Origin of the sequence: Pseudomonas bharatica CSV86 (genome assembly GCF_000319305.2) — a bacterium.
Taxonomy (GTDB): domain Bacteria; phylum Pseudomonadota; class Gammaproteobacteria; order Pseudomonadales; family Pseudomonadaceae; genus Aquipseudomonas; species Aquipseudomonas bharatica.
Genome location: NZ_AMWJ02000002.1, coordinates 2,282,146 through 2,298,094 on the forward strand (window position 1 = coordinate 2,282,146; position 15,949 = coordinate 2,298,094).

The 15,949-nt window shown below is 59.2% G+C and carries 14 protein-coding genes and 3 pseudogenes; 2 read left to right on the forward strand and 15 right to left on the reverse strand.

Annotated features, from left to right (window positions below; all coding sequences use genetic code 11):
- Window positions 1-249: 249 nt before the first annotated feature.
- The 5 genes and pseudogenes from CSV86_RS24265 to CSV86_RS24285 form a co-directional block, all read right to left on the reverse strand.
- A pseudogene (locus CSV86_RS24265) lies at window positions 250-473 on the reverse strand (RHS repeat-associated core domain-containing protein); the annotation flags it as partial.
- Between the two features lie 146 nt (window positions 474-619).
- Window positions 620-1,504 carry a transporter substrate-binding domain-containing protein gene (locus CSV86_RS24270; RefSeq protein WP_009395985.1) on the reverse strand — a complete coding sequence of 295 codons (885 nt, stop codon included), beginning with the start codon at window positions 1,502-1,504 and terminating at the stop codon, window positions 620-622.
- A pseudogene (locus tag CSV86_RS24275) lies at window positions 1,501-2,273 on the reverse strand (amino acid ABC transporter ATP-binding protein). Before CSV86_RS24275 ends, CSV86_RS24270 begins: the two are co-directional and overlap by 4 nt.
- Entirely contained in the window at window positions 2,270-2,929 is a 660-nt protein-coding gene (locus tag CSV86_RS24280; protein ID WP_009395983.1) for an amino acid ABC transporter permease, read from the reverse strand. Before CSV86_RS24280 ends, CSV86_RS24275 begins: the two are co-directional and overlap by 4 nt.
- Window positions 2,910-3,575 (reverse strand): amino acid ABC transporter permease, encoded by a 666-nt coding sequence (locus CSV86_RS24285; protein ID WP_009395982.1) that lies wholly within the window; start codon window positions 3,573-3,575, stop codon window positions 2,910-2,912. Before CSV86_RS24285 ends, CSV86_RS24280 begins: the two co-directional genes overlap by 20 nt.
- Window positions 3,576-4,364: 789 nt before the next feature.
- On the opposite strand from CSV86_RS24285, the gene CSV86_RS24290 reads away from it, so the two are divergent.
- On the forward strand, window positions 4,365-5,561 hold the full coding sequence (locus CSV86_RS24290) for an IS256 family transposase (RefSeq protein ID WP_009395869.1): 1,197 nt from the start codon (window positions 4,365-4,367) through the stop codon (window positions 5,559-5,561).
- A gap of 271 nt (window positions 5,562-5,832) precedes the next feature.
- On the opposite strand, the pseudogene CSV86_RS24295 reads toward CSV86_RS24290, so the two are convergent.
- The 10 genes and pseudogenes from CSV86_RS24295 to CSV86_RS24340 all read right to left on the reverse strand — a co-directional run.
- A pseudogene (locus tag CSV86_RS24295) lies at window positions 5,833-6,069 on the reverse strand (RHS repeat-associated core domain-containing protein); the annotation flags it as partial.
- A gap of 116 nt (window positions 6,070-6,185) precedes the next feature.
- Entirely contained in the window at window positions 6,186-7,058 is an 873-nt protein-coding gene (locus CSV86_RS24300; RefSeq protein ID WP_080604713.1) for an RHS repeat-associated core domain-containing protein, read from the reverse strand.
- 219 nt (window positions 7,059-7,277) lie between these two features.
- Entirely contained in the window at window positions 7,278-8,054 is a 777-nt protein-coding gene (locus CSV86_RS24305; RefSeq protein WP_240160600.1) for an RHS repeat-associated core domain-containing protein, read from the reverse strand.
- Between the two features lie 208 nt (window positions 8,055-8,262).
- Complete coding sequence (locus CSV86_RS24310; RefSeq protein ID WP_240160549.1) at window positions 8,263-9,138, reverse strand: RHS repeat-associated core domain-containing protein; 876 nt, start codon at window positions 9,136-9,138, stop codon at window positions 8,263-8,265.
- Window positions 9,139-9,352: 214 nt separating this feature from the next.
- Window positions 9,353-10,174 (reverse strand): RHS repeat-associated core domain-containing protein, encoded by an 822-nt coding sequence (locus tag CSV86_RS24315; protein WP_446532479.1) that lies wholly within the window; start codon window positions 10,172-10,174, stop codon window positions 9,353-9,355.
- Between the two features lie 216 nt (window positions 10,175-10,390).
- Entirely contained in the window at window positions 10,391-11,266 is an 876-nt protein-coding gene (locus CSV86_RS24320; RefSeq protein WP_170395025.1) for an RHS repeat-associated core domain-containing protein, read from the reverse strand.
- Between the two features lie 148 nt (window positions 11,267-11,414).
- On the reverse strand, window positions 11,415-12,200 hold the full coding sequence (locus CSV86_RS24325) for a MetQ/NlpA family ABC transporter substrate-binding protein (protein ID WP_009394008.1): 786 nt from the start codon (window positions 12,198-12,200) through the stop codon (window positions 11,415-11,417).
- Between the two features lie 165 nt (window positions 12,201-12,365).
- A complete protein-coding gene (locus CSV86_RS24330) occupies window positions 12,366-13,307 on the reverse strand; it encodes a sigma 54-interacting transcriptional regulator (RefSeq protein ID WP_009394010.1) in 942 nt (313 codons plus the stop codon).
- Window positions 13,308-13,375: 68 nt separating this feature from the next.
- On the reverse strand, window positions 13,376-13,957 hold the full coding sequence (locus CSV86_RS24335) for an alpha/beta hydrolase (protein WP_009394012.1): 582 nt from the start codon (window positions 13,955-13,957) through the stop codon (window positions 13,376-13,378).
- A gap of 135 nt (window positions 13,958-14,092) precedes the next feature.
- Window positions 14,093-14,395, reverse strand: coding sequence for a DUF3077 domain-containing protein (locus CSV86_RS24340; RefSeq protein WP_037058290.1), 303 nt, complete (start codon window positions 14,393-14,395; stop codon window positions 14,093-14,095).
- A 950-nt stretch (window positions 14,396-15,345) separates the two neighbouring features.
- On the opposite strand from CSV86_RS24340, the gene CSV86_RS24345 reads away from it, so the two are divergent.
- The gene (locus CSV86_RS24345; RefSeq protein WP_009402783.1) at window positions 15,346-15,828 is read left to right on the forward strand and encodes a YjaZ family protein; all 483 of its coding nucleotides are present in this window, start codon (window positions 15,346-15,348) and stop codon (window positions 15,826-15,828) included.
- Window positions 15,829-15,949: the final 121 nt, after the last annotated feature.

Sequence of the window (15,949 nt, forward strand, 5' to 3'; positions counted from 1 at the left end):
TACGCACCCCCTGACTCGATAGATGTACGGGCCCGTCTTCCACGGCATCTGCAGGATCAACACTCCGGGACGACGGTGCTGGTGGATCTGGAGCCTCAGGTAGTTTTCTCCCCCGCATGGACGCAACCAGATCTTTAGCATTGCCAGTTGCCACCGAGGCATTCGTCCCACCCGAAGACGGCACGGGAGGCAACGCCTTTGGAGGGGGGTCCTGGAAAATGGTCTGAAGAGTTTTCTAAACTGAGTCATCAGCCAACCCGCTCGTCCGTCAGGATCCAGCAGATTGACCGGATCCCCCAGGCAATAGGCATAGGCATTCAACCCACCCCGGCAAAAGGGCTCAGCGCATCGGGGTTGTTGAAGTGCATCAGCACCGGGTTATAGGCGCGGTAGCCGCTTCCGAGCAGGTAGTGACCGGTGCGGGGCTCGAGGCGTTGGCCGTTGAAGCCTGACCACCCGCCTCCGGCATTGCGCTGGGTATGAGGACGAGGCGGTTCGGTCGGCGTGGACATGGTCGGTACCTGAAGCGGATACATACGCCACAGGATAAAGACCCGAGGCCCGCCGCGAACCTGACAGAACTATCAGGTTCGACGAGCGGCAGGCCCCGGCACGGGTATCAGCCCTGCCACTTGCCGCCTTCGACAATCACGCTTTCCGGCTTGGTGTCGTCGCTCAGTTCCTTGCGCACGTACTGGTCATACAGCTTGTGCAGGAATTTCTCCTCGCCCAGGCGCGCCAGCTCGGCGTTGACCCAGTCGCGCAGTTCGATGTTGCCCTTCTTCACCGCCGGGGCGATCGGCGCTTCCTCGCCGAGGAACTCCGGGAGCACACGGTAGCCGGGGTTCTGCTTGGACCAGCTGAACAGGATCAGGTTGTCCTGCGCGTAGGCATCACCGCGGCCATTGGCCAGGGCCTGCAGCGACTCGCTGTTCTTTTCGAACTTCAGCAGTTTCCAGTCCGGGTGGTTCTTGGTCAGCCAGATATCGGCGGTGGTGCCGGTGGTGACGATGGTGGTCTTGTCGGCCAGGTCATCGAGCTTCTTCACGCTGCTGCCATCGGCAACCAGTGCCTGCACCGCAACGCGCAGGTTGGGGTTGGTGAATTCCACCGCTTCCTTGCGCTCCGGGGTGACGGTCATGTTGGCCAGGATCAGGTCGACCTTGTCGCTTTGCAGGAAGGGAATGCGGCTGGCCGGCTCGACCGCAACGAACTCCACCTTGTTCTCGTCGCCCAGCAGCGACTTGGCGAAGGCGCGGCCGATGTCGGTGTCGAAACCGACATAGCGGCCCGTTTCATCGACGAAGCCGAACGGCGGTTTGTCGGTGAAGACGCCGACGATCAGCTTGTCCCGGGCCTTGATGGTGTCCAGGTAGCTGGCGGTGGCCGGGGCCGGCGCGGCGGCGGTAGCGGTCTTCGGCGCTTCGGCGGCCTTGTCGCAGCCGGCCAGCAGGGCCAGGCCAAACAGTGACAGCAGTAGCTTGGACGTCTTGGCAGTTTTCATATCAGTTCCTTTTGAGGTTTCTCGGGCAGGCTTTCGACATAGGAGAATTTCTCCAGGAACTGCTGCGCGCGTGCGGTCTGCGGGTTCGTAAAGAAGCTCTCGGGCGAGCGTTGTTCAAGGATCCTGCCGGCTTCCATGAACACGATGCGGTCGGCCACCGCGCGGGCGAAGGCCATTTCGTGGGTGACGATGAGCAGGGTCATGCCGTCCCGGGCCAGGCCCTGGATCACCTGCAGCACTTCCTTGACCATTTCCGGATCGAGGGCGGCGGTAACCTCGTCGAACAGCATCACCCGCGGGTTCATACACAGCGAGCGAACGATGGCGATACGTTGCTGCTGGCCGCCGGACAGCTGGCGCGGATAGGCATCACGCTTGTCCAGCAGGCCGACCCGGGCCAACAGCGCCTCGGCCTGGGCCACCGCCTCGGCGCGCTGGCGCTTCTGCACCTTGAGCGGGCCGAGCAGCAGGTTGTCGAGCACGGTCATATGGCCGAACAGGTGGTAGCTCTGGAACACCATGCCGACCTGCTGGCGGACCTCGCGCCAGTCGGTCTTCGGGTCGAGCAGTTCGCGCCCTTCCAGTTTCAGGCTGCCGCCGTGGGCGGTTTCCAGGCCATTGAGGCAGCGCAGCAAGGTGCTTTTGCCGCAGCCGCTCGGCCGAGGATGACCACCACTTCGCCGGCCTGTACCGACAGGTCGATGTCGTTGAGCACCCGGTGCTCGCCGAAGAACTTGTTGAAACCCTTGAACTCGATCAATGCGCTCATGCGTGCGTCCAGCGCCGCTCCAGCGCGCGGGAAGCGGCCGACAGCGGGTAACAGATAAAGAAGAAGAACAGGAACAGCGCGCCGTAGATCAGCACCGATTCATAGGTGCGCTCGATGATCTGCTGGCCAACCTTGATCACGTCCACCACACCGATCAGCACCGCCAGCGAGCTGGTCTTGATGATCCGCGTGTAGACGTTGATGGTTGGCGGGGTCATGCGTTTCAGCGCCTGGGGCAGCAACACGTAGCCGTACAGCTGCCAGCCGGACAGGCCGATGGACAACCCCGCCTCGCGCTGGCCACGGGGCAGCGACAGCAACGCGCCTCGCACCACCTCGCCCACTTCGCTGGCGCCCCACAAGGCCAGCACCAGCACCGCGCACCAGAAGCTCGGCAGGCTGACACCAAGGAAGATCGGCAGGCCGAAGAACAGCAGGTACAGCCAAACCAGCACCGGGATGGCGCGGAACAGCTCCAGGTAGATGCGCAGGACGATGTTCACCCCGTGCTTGCCCAGGGTCGCCAGCACGCCATAGAGCACGCCGCCAAGGGTTGCGAACAGGATTCCCAGCCCGGAGATCGCCAGGGTTTGCGCGGCGCCCTTGCCCAGTTGCGGCAGAGACACCAGCAACAGCTCAAGACCCGAACTGGCCATGTTGCAGCCTCCGTTCCAGGCGGCTCAGCAGCAGCGACAGCGGGAGGAACAGCAGGACGCAGATCAGCGTCATCACCGCGAGCATTTCGTAGGTCTTGTAGTACAGGGCGATATAGCTCTTGGTGGTGTAGAGAATCTCCGGCACCGCCACCGCCGAAACCACCGTGGTTTCCTTGAGCAGGAAGATGAAATTGGCGAACAGCGCCGGCAGGCTCAGCAGGCCGGCCTGGGGCAGGATCACATGGCGCAGCAGCTGCAGTTCGGAAAGGCCGATGGAGCGCCCGGATTCCAATTGCGCTACCGGTACCGCCTCGACACCGGCACGCAGGACCTCGGTGAGGTAGGCGCCGCCGAGGAAGGTCATGGTGATGATGGCGGCAGCGAAACCGGAAATCTTCACGCCCAGGGCAGGCAGGGCGAAATACACAAAGAACAGCTGGATCAACAGCGGTGTATTGCGCGCCAGCTCCACGTACAGGGCGACCAGGCGGTGCAGGACGGGGATGCGGTAGAGCAGGATCGGCGCATTGATCAGCGCAACCACCAGCGAGGTGGCAATGGCAATCAGGCCCACCTGCAGGGTTACGCCCACGGCCTTGAGAAAAGCCGGGAGCGTGCTGAGGATGAAGGCGAAATCGAAGGTCATGAACTGGTCTTTCCCGGACCGGCCCGGGGTAGACGGGCGCTTGCTGACTTGGGGCGAGGCGGATAGCCTCAGTGGGAAAGACTCTAAGGGTATAAAAATAAATTTTTAAATACCGTTATCGAATATGTATAGCACTCAAATCGCGCCCTTCCCGCGCCCCCAATGAGACCGGCCTCACCCGCGATACGTCCGGTTAATTCATTACCTTGATCGCGCGTGAATTTGGACGGTCCAAGCGTCTGGCAGCATGAACGGCTAGTGCAGGTAGGGATAAATACCCTGGAGAAACTGGCGCAAGTTCGGGTCCTGGCTCGAGAGAGGCTCTATCAGCGCGTAATCCCGTAATAAATTGTAATCTCCCCTTTGGAACGCTGCGCCTGGCATCCGCCCATGAGGACGCTGATTACGCATTGGCATCATTTCATTCATGATCCTGCGAAAAGATGTTACGCCACCGCGCTCCTTGACTATCACGTCAACCGCCGCGTTGCTCCTCTGCTTGATCGCTTGCTTCAACTTCTCCTCATTTTCCAACGAAAGTTGGTTTACACGGCGCACCCGGGATTTGCTGAGCCGAAGAGATCGCCGGGGTTGAGCCACTGGAGAACGCTCGCGGACAGGTGGGAACACAGGCGACAATGCGCCCGTATTGGAGCCGGGTTCAGATCGTGTCCCGGGAAGTGGTGTAACTGAACCAGCCGAAGGCGCCCTGCGGGCGAAAGAGGATGGTCATCGTGGTTCTTGGCTAACGTTGAGTTTGCGGACTTAACCTTCACCAGAGAAACCACGATGACCAAGCCCACTATCGCATTGACCGAGTTGGTTGAGAAAGGGGCAGATGCTGATCTGCTCAAGCAAATGATCCAGTTCGTTGCCCAGCGCATGATGGAGTTCGATGTCGAAGGCCTGTGCGGTGCCGGCTTCGATGTCAAAAGCCCCGACCGGACAAACAGCCGCAATGGCTACCGTGACCGCCTGTGGCAGACCCGCGCCGGCGACGTCGACCTGAAGATCCCCAAGCTGCGCCAAGGCAGCTACTTTCCTGGCTTCCTCGAACCTCGACGCACCGCCGAGAAGGCCATGGCGGCGGTCATTCAGGAGGCCTACATCCAAGGCGTTTCTACACGCTCGGTCGACGAGCTGGTGAAGGCCATGGGCATGATCGGCATTTCCAAAAGCCAGGTGTCACGGTTGGCAGGCGAGATCGATGAACGCGTTCACGCGTTCCTTGATCGCCCGCTTGAAGGTGACTGGCCCTATCTCTGGATTGATGCCACCTACGTCAAGGTGCGGGAGGCCGGGCGCATCGTCTCGGTCGCCGTAATAATCGCCGTGGCCGTGAACACTGACGGTGGCCGCGAAGTCCTGGGCATGCGGGTTGGGCCATCGGAGGCCGAGCCGTTCTGGACAGACTTCCTGCGTAGCCTCATGCGACGTGGATTGCGGGGCGTGAAACTGGTCATCTCCGACGCCCACGAAGGTCTGAAGGCGGCCGTTTCCAAGGTCTTCAATGCAACCTGGCAACGCTGTCGCGTGCACTTCATGCGAAACGCCATGGCCCACGTCGGCAAAGGTCAGCGCACCATGGTCGCGGCGCTGCTACGTACGGTTTTCGCCCAAGACAGCCGTGCCGAATGCCATCAGCAATGGCGTTTGGTCGCTGATCAGCTGCGCGAAAAATATCCCAAGATCGCGACGCTCATGGATGGCTGTGAGGATGAAGTATTGGCGCACATGGCATTTCCAAAGGCACACCGCCAGCAGTTGCACAGCACCAACCCACTCGAACGGCTCAACGCCGAGATCAAACGCCGCACCGATGTTGTAGGGATTTTTCCCAACGATCCGGCCATCACGCGTCTGGTAGGCGCAATGCTGCTGGAGCAGAACGACGAGTGGTGCCTGCAACGACGTTACATGCAGTTGGAGGCCTTTGAAGCAGTCAGCGATAATCCACAGGCCAAGCTGTCGGCCGTGATCAACTAAACGGCAAACTCAGTGGCCAGAGCCATGATGAGTTACACCACTTCCCGGGACACGATCCGGGTTCATGTCCCGCAGACAAGTTCAAGGGCTCCTGCTGCTCCGGCACAGACAGCAACCTGTCGGATCGCGATGCGATCTGTGTAGCCGAGGGCTGGACAGTGGCCCGTCTGGAAAGATCGAGAAGTACACCGGGACCTGAATGGCGGGCTATATGCACAGTCGGCGCGGGTAGAGACGTCCTTCGATGCCACATTCCCGGCAAGACCGGCACGTGACCGCTAGGGTCGGCAAGATTGACAGGGTCCCCTTTGCAGTAAGCGTAGGCATTGAGCCCACCTGCCCCGAATGGGCTCCAACTGTCCGGCTGGATAAACATCATCAGCAACGGGCTGTAGGCACGATAACCTTTGCCCAAGAGACAGTGACCGGTCCAGGACTCGAACAACTCACCATTGAAAGCGAGCGAAGCCTTGGGCAGATGCCGTGTGCCCGGTTCTTTCATCGTCATGATCCATCACCTGACTGGAGAATGGCCCAAGCGTATAACAGCGTGGCTGCGTCCATAACTGGTAGAAGTGTCAGGTCGCTTCGAAGTGCGGGTTCGTTCGCATGGCCTGACCACTGTCAGCGCCGAGATGCGCCGTTATGGCGCGGGTCAGCAGTAACTTTCCTCAAGGACCGATAGAACCTCATATCTTTTTTGTTTCCTGCGGCTCGTGCCCTGGCCACTAGCCAATCGAGATGAAATTTTCGAAGCATGGGCGTTCCATGCTGTGTATCCATCGTGACAGCACGCTCCCTCGCTGAAAGTGGTAATAGCCGGTACAACTCCTTCAAAACCGCGCTTTTGCTCCGATTTTCCTTAGAAAGTTCAAGGATGGCCTGCGTGTTTCGGGATTTAATCATGCCGGGAAGATTGTTAACTATTTTGTTGCGACGGTCCACGGCGCCCTGTTTGAGCCGATTACGAGCTCCCATGATGGGCGGCAAAGCTTCCGTGTGTGCCCCCGAAGACGCCAAGGCGGTACTCGATGTAGAGGCCAGAGGCGAAGATTGGGGAAATGGGGATGGCGGACGTGAGGGCGAAACGGCAGCCGGGGCAAGGCCTGTCGGTGAACTCCCCACTACCGCGGCAGGTACCATCACTGGTTGTTCAGGGAAGTTATCGAGCAGTGGGAAGTCTTGCATGCTCGCCGTAAAAGGGCTGCCAGGCCTGCTGTGATTAGGGCTGGGAGGTGGCTGGATCCACCGGAAATTCCACGGCCTCGAACTCGGGAACGGCATATGACCGGTAGGATCGGCAGCATTGACCGGATCCCCCTTGCAATAAGCATAGGCATTGAGCCCACCCGCCCCGAACGGGCTCCAGCTGTCCGGCTGGATAAAGATCATCAGCAAGGGGCTGTAGGCGCGATAGCCGTTGCCGAGCAGGTAATGGCCGGTAGTGGGCTCGAACAGCTCACCGTTGAAACCGAGCACGGTTTTTGGCGTATGCATGATGTTCTGGCCTTTTATTGTTTACTGTCCAGCACAAGCGTATAACAGCCTGGGTTCGCCCATAACTGGTAGAACTGTCAGGTTGCATAAGCGTCACTTTGACGCGTGATCCTCTCGCTTCCCGACATCGCTATCTGTTTTACCCCTAGTCAGTAAGGGCCCGCAGCGCCCGATAGAAATCTGCATCGTTACGGTTACTACTAATCTGTGCATCCTTCTCTAACCGCATGAGATGCCATGTTTGAAGCAAGATGCGTCCCGTGGGACACGTCGTGTAGAAGCACGCATCTGCGAGGTAAGCGGGAGATCCTCATACAACCCCTGCAAAACCGCCACTCTATGTTCTTTACCTCTAACAGCAAGGTTTTTGATACCCGTTGCGTCTCTTGAAGCAAACAAGCCGGGGATTGCATCCGCTATGTCACGTTTCATCTTCTCCCTCGCCAGTTTATTTTTCTCTGTCTTTCTCTTCTGAGTAGCAGGCCGCAAGCGTTTCTTGCGTGGAACCGAAGACGCCAAGGCCCGGCTTGATGACGAGGCAACAGGCGAAGATTGGGGAAATGGGGATGGCGGACGTGAGGGCGAAACGGCAGCCGGGGCAAGGCCTGTCGGTGAACTCCCCACAACTGCGGCAGGTACCATTACTGGTTGTTCAGGAAAGTTATCGAGCAGTGGGAAGTCTTGCATGCTCGCCGTAAAAGGGCTGCCAGGCCTGCTGTGATTAGGGCTGGGAGGTGGCTGGATCCACCGGAAATTCCACGGCCTCGAACTCGGGAACGGCATATGACCGGTAGGATCGGCAGCATTGACCGGATCCCCCTTGCAATAAGCATAGGCATTGAGCCCACCCGCCCCGAACGGGCTCCAGCTGTCCGGCTGGATGAAGATCATCAGCAAGGGGCTGTAGGCGCGATAGCCGTTGCCCAGCAGGCAGTGGCCGGTCGTGTGCTCGAACAGCTCGCCGTTGAAACCGAGCAAAGTCTTTAGCATAGGCATGATGTTCTGGCCTTTCACCGGTATGCTCCTCTCCCCGAAATGGAGATTGGCACCAGCGTACAACAGCCTGGATTCGCCCATAACTGGCAGAACTGTCAGGTTGCAGCGGGGTGGCAAGGGCGATAAGGCCCACCTGCCGGGAACGCCCACGGTCTTTATAAAGGCCGGCTCGGGCTGGTGGCGCCGACTGCACCTTGCGCTGATATTTTTAACGCGCTTTTTTAATGGCTTCGTAAATCCCGTTGAGAAACGTCCTTAGTCTCTCGTCATTTATTTGATTGACCAGGTTGCGCCGGTCCGCGAGCGTGAATTTGTACGACTCGTGCATTGGTCGACCCGTCGTATTGGGCATAAACACATTCAGCAACTTCCTCGAATAGTAGCCGTTACCGTACTTCCCTGAGTGCGTGGTGAAGGCTTTGGCATCCATTGTGGTTATCGCAGCGACCAGATTATCCTGAATCTCTTTCGCCAGCTTGGGGTTATGCTTATGGGACGGGTGTACCGGCAACTCACGGTTAGCACGAAGAACTAAAGGCTGGTCAATGACTGACGCCGGATAATCTGCCGGAGGAAGAAGCGATGGTGACCGGGGCCGCTGGACGGATGTAGACAAGAGTCGAGACGATGTCGGGGTGGGGGAAGCAGGCAATGATGTTCCACTGGACGAGGACGCACCCGCCCCCGCAAGAGGCGGATACACGGCCTCTGCTTGCGTATGCGGTGAGTCAAGGCCGAAGGCTTGGCTGTACGTTCTCTTGCCAAGCGCGATACGGGTGGTCGTCGCCTGGTGATTACCATACTCAAACCTTGCGCTCATCCAGCGTATCAACAATCGATTTTTCCAAGGGAAATGCCCAGTGGGATCGCAATGATTCACCGGATCACCAAGGCAGTAAGCGTAGGCATTGAGCCCACCCGCCCCGAACGGGCTCCAGCTGTCCGGCTGGATGAAGATCAACAACAACGGGCTGTAGCCACGATAACCTTTGCCCAGGAGATAGTGACCGGTCCAGGACTCGAACAATTCGCCATTGAAACCGAGTGAAGCCTTGAGTGGATACCTTGAGTCCTGTTTATCCATCGTCATGATCCACCACCTAAATGGAGATTGGCCCAAGCGTACAACAGCGTGGCTGCGTCCATAACTGGCAGAACTATCAGGTATGCCCTGACAGGAAAAAGGTGGGCCCGCATAGCGGCCCCACCTCGGTTCAGCTTGACCGATGCATCAGAACACCGACAGTACCGCCCAGCTGTACCTCTTCTCGACGAAGTCCCTACCTCGTGCGAACTCTTCACTGCAAAGGAAAAAAACCGTCTCGCAGGTTTGCATAGAATTCCGCTTTTTCAATACTGCCTTCCACTCGCGCTTGATCTTCCAGCCGCAAGAGATCCCCTCGTAGAAGTTTTGGAGCTCGCTTCCTTTCGCCGATCCCGGCCCTACGCTCGCCCGGGCTCCGCAGCAATCGCCAGCGCACCTCCCTTAAAACGGGAATTCTGCTTAAGGGCTTTTTGGACAGGTCAATGATACCCGCTGCGTCGTGAGAGAGAATCTTGCTTCCAATCTCCTTCTGCAGGCTCCGGTAATTGATTTTGTTACGATAGGATCGCGGGACGACCCAAGGTCGGCCTGCGCTTCCCGCGGGAGTGGGCAACGCTGAGCTCGATGGATAAGGTTGGCGCGAAGGAGACGTCGGACGTAAAGGCGAAGCGGGAGCCGGGGCAAGGCCTGTCGGTGAACTCCCCACGACCGCGGCAGGTGCCATCACTGGTTGTTCAGGGAAGTTATCGAGCAGTGGGAATTCTTGCCTCGCCGTAAAAGGGCTGCCAGGCCTGCTGTGATTAGGGCTGGGAGGTGGCTGGATCCACCGGAAATTCCACGGCCTCGAATTCGGGAACGGCATATGACCGGTAGGATCGGCAGCATTGACCGGATCCCCCTTGCAATAAGCATAGGCATTGAGCCCACCCGCCCCGAACGGGCTCCAGCTGTCCGGCTGGATAAAGATCATCAGCAATGGGCTGTAGGCGCGATAGCCGTTGCCTAGCACGTAGTGGCCGGTCGTGGGCTCGAACAGCTCGCCGTTGAAACCGAGCACGGTTTTTGGCGTATGCATGATGCTCTGGCCTTGTATTGTCATGGTCCATTGTCTGAAATGGAGAATGGCCCAAGCGTATAACAGCGTGGCTGCGTCCATAACTGGCAGAACTATCAGGTATGGCCTGAGAGGAAAAAGGTGGGGCCGCATAGCGGCCCCACCTCGGTTCAGCTTGACCGACGCACCAGAACACCGGCAGTACCACCCTGCCGTACCTCTTCTCGATGGAAGTCCCTAGTTCTTGCGAATTCTTTTACGATTCGCCTCAGTAAACCCATCGTGCAATCTTTTATAGAAATGCGCTTTATCAATAGCGCCTTCATTCATCGCTTGTTTTCTCAGAGCCTCGATCTGCCTTTGTCCAATTTTTGGAGCTAACTCCCGTGTGGCGTACCGGAGCCTTTTCTCGCCTGGGCGCCGCATCAATTGCCAGCGCAGCTCCGCTAAAACGGGAAGTCTGTGGAACTTCTCTGTGGACAGGCGAACGATACCCTCTGCGTCGTGAGAGGGAACCATGCGTTCAATCTCCGTCTTGACGCGCTTGTAATCGACATCGTGATGATCACGTGCCACGACGACCCCAGATGGGCCTGCGCGTCCCGCGGGAGTGGGCAACGCTGAGTTCGATGGATAAGGTTGGCGCGAAGGAGACGTCGGACGTAAAGGCGAAGCGGGAGCCGGGGCAAGGCCTGTCGGTGAACTCCCCACAACCGCGGCCGGTATCGTCGGTGATGGACCTCCGAAGTTCGCGAAGTATTGGAAGGCTTTCATATTCGTCGAAACAAGGCTGCCGGGCGGAATGTAATCAGGGCTCAAAGGCGGCAACGTGAGCTTGCCCTTCACCAGTATCGGGCTCGGTAACGGCATATGACCGGTAGGATCGGCAGCATTGACCGGATCCCCCTTGCAATAAGCATAGGCATTGAGCCCACCCGCCCCGAACGGGCTCCAGCTGTCCGGCTGGATAAAGATCATCAGCAATGGGCTGTAGGCGCGATAGCCGTTGCCGAGCAGGTAGTGGCCGGTAATGCATTCAAGCAGTTCACCATTAAAACCAATGCGCCCCGATTGCCTATGTGAGGGTCGTGCAGCGTCATTCGGGGTCGCCATCGCTTATCTCTCTGGCATTCGGCAGGGAATGCCACGGATTGTATAACCCCACCCATCAGCCCATAACTGACAGAACTATCAGGTATGCCGCAGAAAAAGAAAGACCGCCTCGACGGCGGTCTTTCAGTAACAGGCAGTGCTGAGGCGATCAGAACGCCGGCAGTACCGCACCGCTGTACTTCTTCTCGATGAAGGTCTTCACTTCAGGCGAGGTCAGGGCCTTGGCCAGCTTCTGGATGGCGTCGCTGTCCTTGTTGTCCGGGCGGGCCACCAAGAAGTTGACGTAAGGCGAGTCGCTGCCTTCGATCACCAGGGCGTCTTTCGCCGGGTTGAGGCCAGCTTCCAGGGCGTAGTTGGTGTTGATCATGTCCAGGTCGACCTGGTCCAGCACACGCGGCAGCATGGCCGATTCCAGCTCGCGGAATTTAAGCTTCTTCGGGTTCTCGGCGATGTCTTTCGGGGTGGCCAGGGCGTTCTTCGGATCCTTCAGGGTGATCAGGCCAGCCTTCTGCAGGAGCAGCAGGGCGCGGCCGCTGTTGCTACCCTCGTTCGGGATGGCGACGGTGGCGCCTTCCTTCAGCTCGGACAGGCTTTTCACTTTCTTCGAGTAGCCACCGAACGGCTCGACATGGACGCCGATCACGGTTTCCAGGTGGGTGCCCTTACCTTCGTTGAAGTTCTTCAGGTACGGCAGGGTCTGGAAGTAGTTGGCGTCCAGACGCTTCTGGTCAACCTGGACGTTGGGCTGCACGTAGTCGGTAAAGACCTTGATTTCCAGGTCCACGCCTTCCTTGGCCAGGGTCGGCTTGATCAGTTCAAGAATCTCGGCATGGGGAACCGGGGTGGCGGCCACCACCAGTTTCTCGCCTGCCTGGGCAAACCCGGCGACCGTCAGCGCAGCGGCCAGGGCAGAGAACAACAGAGCCTTCTTCATGTGCAGTCCTTATTGGTATTGCGCGCCTCGTGGGCGACGATCAGTGTTGGTTGGCCGGGCCCGTGTTGCCCGGCGTGAGGCGGACAATACCGAGATTTTTTATTCCAGAACAATATCTTTTGCTTAGCTTCTTATACCTTTTCGCAATGCGCAGCTTGCAACGCTCTAGCTTGCGACTTGCGCAAGACGCAACAGGGTCTGCTCCAACAATTTGCGTAACGCCTGTCGTTCCTGTTCGTCCGCCAGTTCGGCGAGACGGTCCAGGCGCTGGGCCAGGGCGTGAAGGGGTGTCGGCAGGTTCAGATGTTCCGGCAGGATCTCGTCACCGCTGCCCTGGAGCAGGGCGAAGTGGATAACGTTCTCGAGCTCACGGGTATTGCCCGGCCAGTCGTGCAGCTCCAGCACGCGCTGGGCTTCCTCGCTGAGCAACGGCACCGGGCGGTTGAGTTTGGGGCTGTAGATGCCAACGAAGTATTCGGCCAGCGGCAGGATATCGCCGACCCGTTCGCGCAGGGCCGGCAGCTCCAGCCGGCCCTCATGAAGGTAATCGTAGAGCCGCGGGTGGAAATGCCCGGCCGCGACCGCCTCGGCCAGGTCGATGCTGGAGGCGGCGACCAGGCGTACATCCACCGGATGCGGTTGCTGCGCACCGACGCGGTAGACCTCGTGGTTTTCCAAGGCCGCCAGCAGCTTGACCTGGATCGGCAGCGGCAGGTCGGCGATTTCGTCGAGGTACAGGGTGCCGCCATTGGCCGAGCCGAACCAGCCGGCGCGACTGCTGGCGCTGCCGCTGTGGGCGCCGGCGGCGTAGCCGAAGAGTTCGGCGTCGGCGTAGGTCGGGCTGATCGCACCGCAGTTGACCGAGACGAACAGGCCGCCGCGATCGCTGGCGCGGTGGATCTGCCGCGCCAGCAGCTCCTTGCCGGTACCGCTCTCGCCACGGATCAGCACGGGCAAGGCCAGCGGCGCGAGGATTTCCAGTTCTTCGCGCAGCTGACGCGAGCGCGGATCGACGAACACCAAGGCCTTGGCGCGGATGCTCAGCGGGCTCTTGTCGAGTTCGGGGAAGGTCAGCAGCGGTTGGCCGAAGGTGTCTTCGAGTTTCATGGCAAAGCTCCCGCCCGGGCTCCTGGCCCGGGCGTTGATAAAAGGCAGTAAGGAAAGCGGTACGTGAATCAGGCGCGGCGCAGGGCGCCCTGTTCCATTCGGTTCTGCAGGCGGTACAGGTAGGCGAAGCCCTGTTCCCAGCGGTTATGGCCAGACTTCACGTTGATATGCCCGGCGCCGCCGAGCACCCCGGCTTCGGCGCCCCAGGCGCGGGCCAGTTGCATGGCGCGCGGCGCGCTCACGGCCGGGTCGTTGTCGGATGTCACCACCTGGCTCGGGAACGGCAGCTGGGCCATGGGAATCGGTGCGAAATTGCGCAACGCGGGCGAGCAGGCTGGCCGCTCTACATCCGCCGGGGCCACCAGCAGCGCCCCGCGTACCCGCCGGCGCAATGTCGGGGTGGCCTGGGCGGCCCAATGGGCGACGGTGATGCAGCCCAGGCTATGGGCAATCAGGATCACCGGCGACTCATCGGCGGCAATCGCCTCTTCCAGCGCCGCAACCCAATCCCCGCGCTTGGGCGTCACCCAATCGGCCTGCTCGACACGGGCGCTATTGGGCAGCGTGTTGTGCCAATGGCTTTGCCAATGTTCGTCTGGCGAACCCTGCCAGCCCGGCACAATCAGGTAACGGATCGACTCGTTGCGCATGGGGAATTGCCTCCTGCTGCGGTTTGCGTGCATGACGGCAAGTATTGGTGCTGGGGTTATATTCGTAAAGGAATAAGAAGCTATTTATTAATAACCAAAATTCAATCGGGACCGCCGCGCGGTCCCGTTCCGGTGTCACCGTTGGGGTCGTTGCCAGCTAGCGGTTTCATGGCCTTCGAGGAGCGCATCGACCAGGCCCTTTGCGGCTTCAACGGCGTGCATGGTCAGCCAGGGGAAAGCGCTGGTGTTGGCTTCCGGGGCCAGGGAATGCTGGGCGGATTCATAGGCGCAGCGCAGGAACATCGAGGCGTGGACCAGGGCGCTGTGCGGGTCGATGCCGGCGTTCACGGAGAATAGTGGGGGGTGGGTGGAGGCGCAGTCGCCGAAGGAGCGGGTGCAGGTTGGGGATAGTGGGGGATCGGGTACTAATTTTTTCATCGGAAACTCCAGTGAGGTTGGGACCGGCACCCGATCGTTTCCACACGATTTGGGTGGCAGCTGTACGCGGGGTGGAAAACCGGGTCACTGGAAAACCCGGCAGACCCGAAGGTCTCCCGCGCACAGCCGCCGTAGAGGCTGTATTCCAAGTGATTTCCCGTGAGGTTTCCACACCCCGTTCGCCAAGTTCAGCGAACGGAGAAGACTAGAAGGTGGAGTTTCCATGGGCAAGGAAGACAGGTTCGACAGAACTCGTAGGTTACGTCCTAGGATTCCCATCTTCCACAAACTTTATGTTTGCAGGTGTCTGGAATGCGGTCCCTGTGGGAGCTGGCTTGCCAGCGATGGCGTCAGATCAAACAACATCAGTGGCCCTGCTGGCCTCATCGCTGGCAAGCCAGCTCCCACAGGGTCCGTGTCGGCTTCAAGGAAGGTGGCGGCTGGACACAGGGTGGAAAACCGGGAAGGACCATACCCGGCAGGCCCGAAGGCCTCCTGCGTACAGCCTCCATAAATACAAAGGTGGCCACTGCCCAGGCGGTGGAAAACCGGAGGAATGGAACCCCTGCAGGCCATCACGCCTCGCCTGCGCAGCGGCCAAGACGGGAAACGCTATCCCCAGCGGCAGCAGCAGGCCAGCAGCTTTGTGTTTGGATATCTGTACAGCTCTCAAGGCTGACCCCGCTCACTCCCTTGTAGGAGCTGCCTGCGATGGACCGCGCAGCGGTCCTTCGCGGCGGTTAGGCGGCCCGACAAGCCACGCTCCGATCGAGGCCAGATGTTAACAAGATGCGTCGGAACGGCCCTGGGCAGATCCGCTAAACATCCACAGCAGCCGGCTTCTCACCGGTAAACGCCCATCTCCAACGAAGCGTTTTGAAAAGAAACACCACATTGTCGCGCCAGTTCACCAACCGTACGCTGCCTCGCTTTCTCCACGAGCACACGTCATGAAATGGAAGGACCTGATCATTGGCGGCAAGATCCTATCGATGGCGCATTTGCAACCATTCGATCTGCAATTCGACGTCGCCGGTGATCCGATTACAGTGAAATTCGAATTCGGTTTCCATTGCTTTACAGACGACAAAGGACACGGCGAGCTGGTGTGTTTCAAATACGAACGCCGCTATTTCTGTGCACACCGCTACGACTGCAGTAAGCAACTGCGTGACTACATGGAGCGACGGTTCTACGAAGGGCTGGCGGTGCCTTACTTCATCAACGGTAACCAGCGGTACTATTGCCTCGACCTGCATGACTACGCCATGTTCTTCTCGATCAGGAAACCGGAGAACACCCGCAATCTGCTCAAGCTACGGGTCATTTCGGCCTATGAAGTTGCCACATGGGGCCGACATTCGCTGCCCAAAGGCAAGCCGCATAACGTTCGCTACATCCTGGAAATGCGCAACGCCGGCAAATCCGTCTGAAAACAAAAAGCCCCAAGGCTTTCGCGCTTGGGGCTTTTGCTGAATCTCAATATCGGCCTGTCCTTTCGCTTTCGCTTATCCCGCTCACTGGCTAGGAGAGGCTTTCGCCTCCGAAATCGAT